Annotated in this window: 3 protein-coding genes; all 3 read right to left on the bottom strand. The window is 54.9% G+C overall.

The window, feature by feature from the left end; all coding sequences use genetic code 11:
* Positions 1 to 36 precede the first annotated feature (36 nt).
* Positions 37 to 4110, bottom strand: coding sequence for a non-ribosomal peptide synthetase (locus DES54_RS14030; protein WP_113868423.1), 4074 nt, complete (start codon positions 4108 to 4110; stop codon positions 37 to 39).
* A gap of 78 nt (positions 4111 to 4188) precedes the next feature.
* Positions 4189 to 9675, bottom strand: a complete 5487-nt coding sequence (locus DES54_RS14035) for a type I polyketide synthase (protein ID WP_113868425.1) — start codon at positions 9673 to 9675, stop codon at positions 4189 to 4191.
* Between the two features lie 121 nt (positions 9676 to 9796).
* Entirely contained in the window at positions 9797 to 10078 is a 282-nt protein-coding gene (locus tag DES54_RS14040) for a hypothetical protein (protein ID WP_113868426.1), read from the bottom strand.
* Between the last annotated feature and the right edge of the window lie 245 nt (positions 10079 to 10323).

The following is a 10323-nucleotide window of genomic DNA, read 5'->3' on the forward strand; positions in this document are numbered from 1 at the left end:
GTTCAGCTGAGTACAGGTCGGTCTACCGCTCTTTGCTCATCGCAAGATCTTTTTTAATTGCTCGGCAATGCGGGCAATGTGCGGCATCGTCATCATCGATATATGGTCGCCGGAGGTACTGAGCACCGTCAGGTTGCCCGCCGTCAAACGCCGCCATCCCAGTCCTGATTCGGGCGGGCGGCGGCGGCCCGGCAAGATATCTTCAGCTTCGACAACCAGGAGATTGCCCGCGTATGGCGCCCCCTGATAATCATCCGTGGCATGAATATGCGCGCGCAAAATGTGCAGAAACTGTTGAAATGCCGTCAGGCCAATGGCGTCGGGCACGAGTCCGGCTTGCTTGAACGCTGCCAGGAATCGTGCAGTGCGTTGCTCTTCAGACATCGCAGACAAGGCGGCTTCTGAAAGCTGGAAGGATGTGCCGGTAAACCGTTCCACTTTATGTGCAAAGTACGCCAGCCTTTCATGTTCATTCATCTGTGCGGAATCGTCGACGGCTACCTGTGGCGCGGGCTGATCCAGCACCAGTACGGTAGGGGTTATTCCCGTTGTGGCCAGCTGCTGCGCCATTTCAAAGGCAATCGTTGCCCCCAGAGACCACCCTCCGATAACCAGGTTAGGACGATGTACCCGCTCGCCCGCCTGCGACAAATAAAACGCGGCTAAAGCTTTAATATCCTTGTTGTAAGGGGCATTACGGCTGAAATCAGCCACCTGAATGCCGTAAATCGGATAATCGCTGCCCAACGCGCGGGCCAATGCGGAATAGCACAGCACGTTGCCCCCAGCGGGATGGATAAGCACCAGCGTCGGCTTGTTGTCGGCAAGCCCCGGGGTGATAGTGATACATGACGAAAGGGCCTGCGGCTCGGCCTGTTCCAGTAGGCGGGCCAATTGATGGATGCTGCTGTTCTCAAGCAATTGCCCTAAAGAGAGTGCCGTTCCGAAGTATTGGTTGACGTCGAGAATGAGCTTTAACGCACTGATAGAGTTACCGCCGAGGTTAAAGAAACTCTCCTGCGTATCGATGTCATCCCGTTGTAGAACCTGGCGATAAATCGCATACAGGCACTGTTCGCGCTCACCTTCGGGGCGGCGGGGGGATAAAATCGTCTCATACGCCGGCAGCGGCAGAGCGTTATAGTTGATCTTGCCGCTGGCGGTCAATGGCATCGCATCGAGCCAGACCCAGCGTTCGGGGTGCATGTAGCCAAGCAGTTTTTTTTGCAGCGTCTCTTTTACCAAAGCGCGATGCTGTGCTGAGACCCCGCAAAGGTAAGCGGTCAACACGGTTTCCCCGTTCGGTAACCTATTTTGTTTGACCGCGGCATGGGTGACAGCGTCGGCCTGCTGCAAGGCCTGTTCAATTTCAGCCAGTTCAACACGATAGCCTCTGACCTTAACCTGACGGTCGAGGCGTCCCAGAAACGCAATATTGCCATCAGGCAGCAGGCGGCCTTTATCACCGCTTCGATAGAGCCGCTCTCCTTCAAGATAAGGATGCGGAATAAAGCGTGCTTGGTTTTGTTCCGGCAGGCCGAGGTATCCTGCCGCCACATGCGCACCGCCCAGATAAATTTCACCCGGTAACCCGGCGGGAACCAGTTGCCGGCAGGGATCGAGCAGCAGTACATGGCTATCCGCCAACGGCGTACCAATCGGCAAATAGTCATCGGCGATCGTGCTGAGATCGTCGGGAACCGCGTAGGTGGTTATGCCGACGGTACACTCGGTCGGGCCATAATGGTTCACCACGCGGCAGGCGCGGTTTAGCTGACGTACGCGTGTAATCAGCGACACGGGAACACGCTCTCCGCCAAGCACTAACAGACGTTGCGGCAGCAGGGCGCATGCTTGCGGTGATGTTAATAGCGCTGCCAAATGAGAAGGCGTTATCTTGATGCAATCCAACGGATTGTCCGCCAGATAGGCAAACAGCGCTTCAGGCGCATTGAGTTGTCGGGCGCTGATGATTTCAAGCTGCCCTTGATGAAGCAAAGAGGGGAACAGCATGGTATGCGCCAGATCGGTCGTGAAAGCGGAAAACATACCGTAGCGAACGCCCGCGGGCAGCGAGAGAACTGGTTGGATCGCGTGGCAATAGTGACTCAAATGCGCATGATTGACGCGAACGCCTTTCGGTTTTCCACTGCTGCCGGAGGTATAAATAATATAAGCGGGCATATCGTGACGCGCCTGATACGGCGGGTTGCTTGCCGGCATGGCGCTGAACTCTTGCCTTACATCGATGCACGGCAACGCCTGTTGCGGGGCGGCGCCATCAATCAACGCGCAGCGGGCGGCGGCGTCTTGCAGGATAAATGCGATCTGCTGCGCGGGGAGCGCCATATCAATCGGCACATAGCATCCGCCGGCCTTCAGTACCGACAGGATGGCGACCACGCAGCGCTCGCTCTTCGGCATGCAAAGCGCGACGCATTCTCCCGGCGCGATACCGTTCGCCCGTAGCTGATGCGCCAGCCGGTTTGCCCGCTGATTAAGCTGGGTATAGGTAAGCGTTCGTCCTTCACAGCGGAGTGCGATGGCGTGCGGTCGCAGCTCAACCTGATGTTCAAACTGGAGATGGACGGCTGGCGGAGCGACATCTCGGGCGGGGCGGCAGCGGGCTATCAGTGCCTCTCTCTCCTCTGCGCGCAGCAGCGACAGGTCCCGGACAGTCAACTGCGGCTGAGTCATGACGACCTGGAGGATGGTGTGTAGATCGACCAGCATGCGCTGGATGGTGTCCTGATTAAATAAGGGGCTACTGTAGTTGAGGGTAAACAGCAGGCCATCTCTGTCTTTATCTTCTTCCACCCACAAGTTCAGATCGAGCTTCGCAGTGGCGTAGTCCACCTTTAATGGTTGATATTTGAAACCACTGTTATTGTGAAAATGGGGAAACACCTGATAGGTCAGGATGGCCTGAAATACCGGGTTAACCTGGGGATTACGCACGTAGCTGATTTCATCCAGTATGTAATTAAACGGCACATCCTGGTGCATCATGGCCTGCTCGCATTCGGCGCGTGTGGTATTGATCAGCGTGGAGAACGGTGCATCGGGATTGATCTCGAAACGTAGCGGCAGCGTATTCATAAATAACCCCATCATGCTTTGTGTGACGGGCAAATTCCGATTGGCGAACGGCGCGCCGATAATAATCTCCTGCTGGCCGCTGTATTTGTGCAGCAAGAGTTGATACGCGGTGAGGATGATATGAAATTGCGTGGCGTGGTGTTGTGAAGCGCAGGCTTGCAAACGCCGACAGAATGCGGCGTCGAAGAACCGGCTGGCTATGCCGCCCGCGGTACGCATTTTGGCCGGACGCGGCCGATCGGTCGCGAGTTCCAGCAGGCCCTGAATCCCATCCAGTTTCTTGGCCCAATGGGCGAGCCCCTCCTGATATTCCCCCTCGGCATACCACCGATTCTCCGCCAGGGCATAATCGGTGAATTGCAGGGTGTCCGCTATTTTTAACGTCTCGCCCTGGAGCAAACGAAAGTAGGTCTCCATAAACGTTTTGAAAAATAGGTTTACCGTCCAGCCATCGGAAATGATGTGATGAAACGTCAGCAACAAGACATATTCATCAGGGCGCGTTTTTAACATATGCAAATAGGCCAACGGACCATTGGCCAGGTCAAAACTGATGCCGCCTTCCGCTTTTGCCAGGGTTTGCACGCGGCTTGCGATCTCTTCCTGCGCGCATGCGGAGAGATCGTCATAGTGGAAATGGAAAGGCATGTCATCGGATACGCATTGGTATACGTCGTCATCGATGAAACGGAACGTGGTACGAAGAATGTCATGCTGTCGCGTCAGGTAATCAAGCGCGGTTTGGGCCAGTTGCGGATCTATTTCATGTTCAATCCAGCAGGTAACGGCATAGGGATTGTTATAGGCTTGATGGTTATCAAGGTATTGATCGAGCATCCAGATGCGTTTTTGGGCGCTGGTCATCGGGAAATGGTTTCTGCCCGGTTGCGTATTTTTTTGAATGGTTTTAGCGCCTGCTATGACCGCGCCTGCTTTTTTCTTGTCGTGCGCCAGTTTTTTTAAGTCGTCTAGGCTCAGTGATGCCAGTCGATCGGTACGGGTCGATGTCATGATCGTCTCTCGCTTTTGGGTATTCGGTATTAACGTCGACGGCCGCCTCCCGATAGCGTTCGGGAGGCGGTCTCCCCCTTAGTTCTGCAATAACGTTTCAAGCTCCGAGAGAATCAGCGTCGATAGGCCTTTTATCGTCTGGTTCTGATAAAACAGGTCAACGCGAATATCGATCTCGAAGATGCCTGAGACGGTTGAGATCACTTGCACCGCAAGGAGCGAGTTGCCGCCGAGCTCGGTGAAACTGTCGTTCACGCCGATGCCGGAAATCCCCAGAATGGATTGCCAGACGTTGACGATCTCCTTCTCAATGTCGTTTCCCGGGGCCTGGTAATCCACGGACAGCGCGGGTCTTGAATGACCTTCCAGCGCCGCGTTGTCCAGCACGATATGTTCGGGCGTCGCTTGCTCGGGAATCGACTCATAGATGATTTGATCCAGATCGCTGGTGACGATCACCAGTTGCGCAAACTCCAGATGCGACAGTTGGCGTTTAAGGATATCCACGCCTTCCGGCAGCAGAATATCTTTATCCGCCAGATTTACTTTCACCGGGAACGCCGATGTGGCTTGCGGCGTGGCGACCTGATTATCCGGCGTCAGTTTGAGCAGGGTATAATTTTCCAAAGCTAGCAGCGGTCGGCCTTGCGGCGAAAGGAAGACGATGTCCATGACGATCGCGTTGTCCTGTGCTTGATAGGCGCGTTTGAGCTTAACGTGGGCATAGACATTGTCGTTTAGCGGCGCGAGGAAGGTGATCTTGCCGTAGCTGATCGGCAAGAAATTCTCCTGCGTTATCGACATCAGGCAGTGTATTGCCGTCGCATCGATGATCGCAGGATGGTATGGGTAGCGAACCATATCTTCGACATAGGCTTGATCCAACACATTGTGCACCAGCCACTCGTTGTGACCCTGAACAATATCGCGATGGTTATTCCAGCGCTGGCTCAACGACAGGAAGACATCGCCGGTAGTGGCATTTTCCAAATCCATCGGAAGAGGCGCATAGGGCATCTCGGTCGTGCAGCGCCGGCGGATGTCGTCGATAGGCTGGATAATCCCTTCAGACGCCTGCTGGTCTTGTCCGATGACGCCAAACGCGTGTTCCTGCCACTCGAGCTCGAGGGTGCCGCGACTCTTCAGGCTAAATTTATATCCCTTTCCGTCAGCGGTGATGACCAGCCGCATAAGACGGGGCCAGGCGTGGCGATAAATCACCGGCTTGGTCAGCATCAGGTTTTTCACCTGCAAGCTTTCCTGAGGCTTAAACTGTGTCATGAACTCGTGCAGCAGGGATAAGAGGGTGGCGCCGACCAGTGAAGGCTGATGAGCGAGGCGGTGTTCGTCAATGACCCAGTCTTGCCGCACGGCAAGATTGACCTGATAGCTTTCCTGCATCCCCTCGCGTTCAACCAACGTCAGCAGGTCACCTTCGACTTCATCAAAAACGGGCGACTTGCTGTTTTTCTTCTCCAACTGTTGCCGGGTCCAGCGGGCAGCCATGCCCACATCGCCCCATTTTCCCCAGTTCAACGATACTGTGCGCCCGCGGCGATGCTGGTTGCGGTAATGCGCGAAGGCATCCATGAAGGCATTGCCGGAACAGTAATCAATACGGGCTTCATCGCCGACAATGGCGGTGATGGACGAAAACAGGATAAAGAAATCAGGCTGTTTGTTTTGCAGCAACGCATCCAGAATGACGCTGCCTGCGACTTTCGGGTCCAGCACGCTGGTGCAATCGGCGTCGCTTTTCAGCGGAATAATGCCCCCGCCCGCCACCCCGGCGGTATGGAACACGCCGTCCACCCGCGGGAAGGCGGCCAGCATGTCGCGCATACCGGCATAATCGCTCACGTCAACCTGCGCCAGATGCACGGTGTTGCCCTGTGCCTCCAGGCGTAAAACGCCGGCGATCTTTTCACTGATTTCATCATCCACCGGGTGCTGTTGAACCCAGCTATGCCAGCTATCCCTCGGTGGCAGCGCCGAACGGTAGGTCAGGATTAAGGCGGCATTGCTGTTTTCCGCCACGTAGTTGGCGACCAACATCCCCAATCCGCCAAGCCCGCCGGTGATAAGATAGACGCCGTCATCCCTCAGGTCCGCGGGTATACCGCTGTCATCCTGATCCAGATGCACCGCCTGATAACCCTCTTCCCACCGCTGCCCGCCACGATATGCCACCAGATTGCCATGCGTCGCAATATCGCTTTCCGCAATCAGATGCTGCGCGATGTCATCAAGGGCGGCGCGGCCATCACGCAGATCGATATCGACCAAATGGCATTGCACTTCCGGGTATTCGTGATAGAACACCCGGGCAGGCCCGACAAGAAGCGCGTTCTCGGGCGACGCGATGGCCTCTCCCATCACGCTGAAGGTATTGCTGGTGGCGAACAGCAGGTGCAACTCATCCAGCAGGTTTTCGCTTACCAACGCCTGTTGAAGGTAAAGAGGACGGTAGAACGCGTTAACGGATGAGATCATTTGCTCCTGATTTAACCGGGGCGTCGGCGTTTCAGCCGTCAGACTCCATAAATACAGGATGCGAGAGGGACGCAGACCTTGTGTTTTCAGGCTTTTTAACAGGCGGATATAATCTTCACGTTGCGCGGCATGGATGACATAGCGCCCTCCGGCGGGATCTTCCTGATACGCCGCGCCGGGGGTGACGGACAAGACCTTATGTCCCTGGTTTTCCAGGCTATGCTGCGTCCGTTCGGCGATCCCGAGGTTATCCGCCAGAATCAGCCAGCAGGTTTCATCGCCTGGCTGCACGCGGGTTCCCGCCATAAATTTGGCCGGAATGGTCTGTTTCCATGTCGGCATGGAGAACCAGTCGCCGGTATCCGCTTTTTTACGCTTCCGCGCCTTCACCGATTGCACATCTGGCCTATCCTGCGACATCATCGGCAGCGTGAAGCGTTTACGCTCAAAGGGGTAACCCGGCAACGGCAAACGCCGACGATGTTGGTCGGCGGATAATGGGGACCACTGCATGTCTACGCCGCTGGCCCACAGTGCGCCGAATGTCGAGAGGAGGTACTCGCCGGATAATTCGGCATCTTTCGCGGTAGGCAGGGATGAGTAAATCAGTGCGCCGTCGTTCGCGTTGAAATGCTGCTTGGCGGAGGACTCCAGCGAGCGTCCCGGGCCGACTTCAAGGAACACCACATCCTGAGGCGCTTTCGCCATCAGTGTCTTGAAGGCGTGAGAAAACTGCACGGTATTACGCACGTGTCTCACCCAGTAATCGCTGTTTTGCGCCAGTTCGTCGCTTATCCATTCCCCGTTGACAGTGGATACAAACGGGATTTGCGGCGCATGCAGCGCGATCGTATCGATAACCTTTTTAAAGGCGGGCAGCATCGGCTCCATCATGTACGAATGGAAGGCGTGCGAGGTGTCCAGATGTTTGCAGAAAATATTGTTATCTTCCAGACGCTGCTGGAAACGCGCAATCTCATCCGACTCGCCGGCGATCACGCACAGCCCGGGATAGTTGACCGCCGCCATTTCCAGCTTGCCGCCCTGTAACTTCCCGCTCAGGGTTTCTTCATCCATTAGCACGGCCAGCATGTCGCCGGAAGGGAGCGCTTGCACCATTTTGCCGCGCAGCGCCACCGCTTTCAGCGCATCTTCCAGTGAGAAGACCCCGGAAATGCAGGCGGCGACGCATTCCCCGACGCTGTGGCCGATCATGGCATCCGGTTTAATGCCCCAGGAAATCCACAACTGCGCCAGACTGTACTCCACGACAAACAACGAGGGCTGGGTAAATTCGGTTTCATTGAGGCGTGACCTGTCGGCGGCATTCTCTTTGGAGAACATCACCGTTTTCAGGTCTACGCCCAGAATGGGTTCCAAATAGCGGCAACACTGGTCCATCACCTGGCGGAACGCGCCATAGGCGGTGTAAAGTTCATGCGCCATATTGAGGTACTGGTTGCCTTGCCCGGGGAACATGAACACGACTGATTTACGGTTTTTCCCCTCCTGAGACACGATAGCCGAGGGGTGCGCCAGCTTGTTCAGCAGGGTTTCACGATCACCCGCGACAATGACGGTGCTGTGGGCGAATTTTTGACGCCCGACCTGCAAGGTATAGGCGACATCGGCCAGATTGACGTTCTCATGCACGCTCAGGTAATCATGCATCCGCTGTTTCATCTCCTCCAGCGCCTTACGACTTTTCGCCGAGAAGGGCAGGGCCAGAAGACCGTGATGCGGATCGCTCGCGGCGAGGGGGGGCGCGGCTTCAAGGACCACGCAGGCGTTGGTGCCCCCTACGCCGAAGGAGTTCACCAGCGCGCGGTGCGGGGTGTCCGATGCATCCAGTTTGCTCAGTTCGGTATTCATGATGAATGGGCTGGTTTCAAACTCGATATTGGGATTGGGCGATACAAAATGCAGCGATGCCGGCAGCATTCCCGTTTCCAAAGCCAGTGACGCTTTGATCAGGCTGGCCATGCCGGAAGCGGCATCCGTATGACCGATATTGGTTTTCACCGAGCCCAGCCGGCAGTATTGGGTTTTATCGGTATATTCCTGAAATGTCTGCGTTAAAGAGGTAAATTCAATCGGATCGCCCAATGCCGTTGCCGTGCCATGCGCTTCAACAAAGTCGATGGTCGCCGGATTGATCTGTGCATTGGTGATCGCCTGTCTGGCGACCGCGACCTGTCCTGCAACGCCGGGGGCGGTATAGCCCGCTTTCAGGCTACCGTCATTATTAATTGCGCCGCCCTTCAGGACGGCGTAGATATGATCGCCATCGCGGATGGCGTCATTTAGGCGCTTCAGCAGCACAACCCCTGCGCCACGGCTAAACACCGTACCGTTTGCCCGCGAGTCAAAGGCGTAGCAGCGGCCATCCGCCGACTCCATGCCGCCCTGCATATACTGATAGCCGCGGCGTTCCGGCGTATCAACCGACACGCCGCCGGCAACGATCAAATCGCTTTCCCCGTTCTGAAGGCTATTAATTCCCATTACGACGGCGACCATCGCGGTCGAACAGGCGCTCTGAACGTTGATGCTGGGCCCTTTCAGGTTCAGCTTGTAAGAGACGCGCGTGGTTACGTAATCTTTGTCATTGTTTGTCACCACTGATGCGCCGCTGGCATATTTCTGCACCTCAGGATGGGTGTTCACTTTATTCAGGTGCCAGGCAGTTCCGGTGCCGCCGAACACGCCGACTTTACCGGGGTAGGTATCCGGCACGTAACCGGCGTTTTCAAACGCATGCCAGCAGCATTCCAGAAAGATGCGGTGCTGCGGGTCCATAATTTCGGCATCACGCGGTGTAATATCAAAAAAATGGGCATCAAAGTCCTGTGCGTTGCCTAAAATTCCCCGGCGGCGGATATAGTTTGATGAAGCGATCAGATCTTCTTCAATACCCGACTCCCGCAATTCCTCTTCGCTGAATGTACTGATGGTCTCCACCCCTTCCAGTAGATTCCGCCAAAACGCCGTGACATCTTCCGCGCCAGGAAAGCGGGCTGACATTCCCACCACGGCAATGTCTTTATCGCGGAACGTTACTTGATCTTTCATTCTGTTACCTCACCATGAATATAACCGCCATCTTTCAAGGCGCAGGAGGTCGGCCCACCCGAAAATGGTCCGCCTTTTCCTGCGCCGAGAAATCTACAAGGGATTGCTAAATTAAAATGAATTATTTATTGTCACCTGAAATACCGGCGCCAACCTGTTTAATCAGACTTTTCAGGTTATTTGCCGACTGATGTTGCAATGTCGCCTCAATTGAAACGGGAATGACAGGAATCGCGGGAATATATTTCGCGCTCCAATATTTTTTTGACGCCAGTGAAATGCGTTGCCCAATGTTAATAACCGGGTGCGGCGTTGATAATTTCTGATGCCCCTGAACGACGGTGGCGGCAGAAATGACCTTGGCTTTAATTTCAGCGATAGAACTCGATGGATTAATAGTCATAATTAAATACCTTTTGCGTTGAAATGAAAAGTTAATGTATTGGTACACTCATTTCATGAGTGGTTTTTCCCCCGGTTAATAAAAATATGTAGAACATACTCGTCATACTTCAGGTCTTCTGGGTGACGACCTTAATGCAACGTGAATTATCTAAATAACTGCGCCTATTACCGCTCCACTTTTGTTAGTCCAGGTTTGTTGCCTGGGAAAGGTGATGCGGTTTTAATAAATTGTCTGACATTTTT

It is taken from the genome of Brenneria salicis ATCC 15712 = DSM 30166, assembly GCF_003315515.1.
Classification (GTDB): domain Bacteria; phylum Pseudomonadota; class Gammaproteobacteria; order Enterobacterales; family Enterobacteriaceae; genus Brenneria; species Brenneria salicis.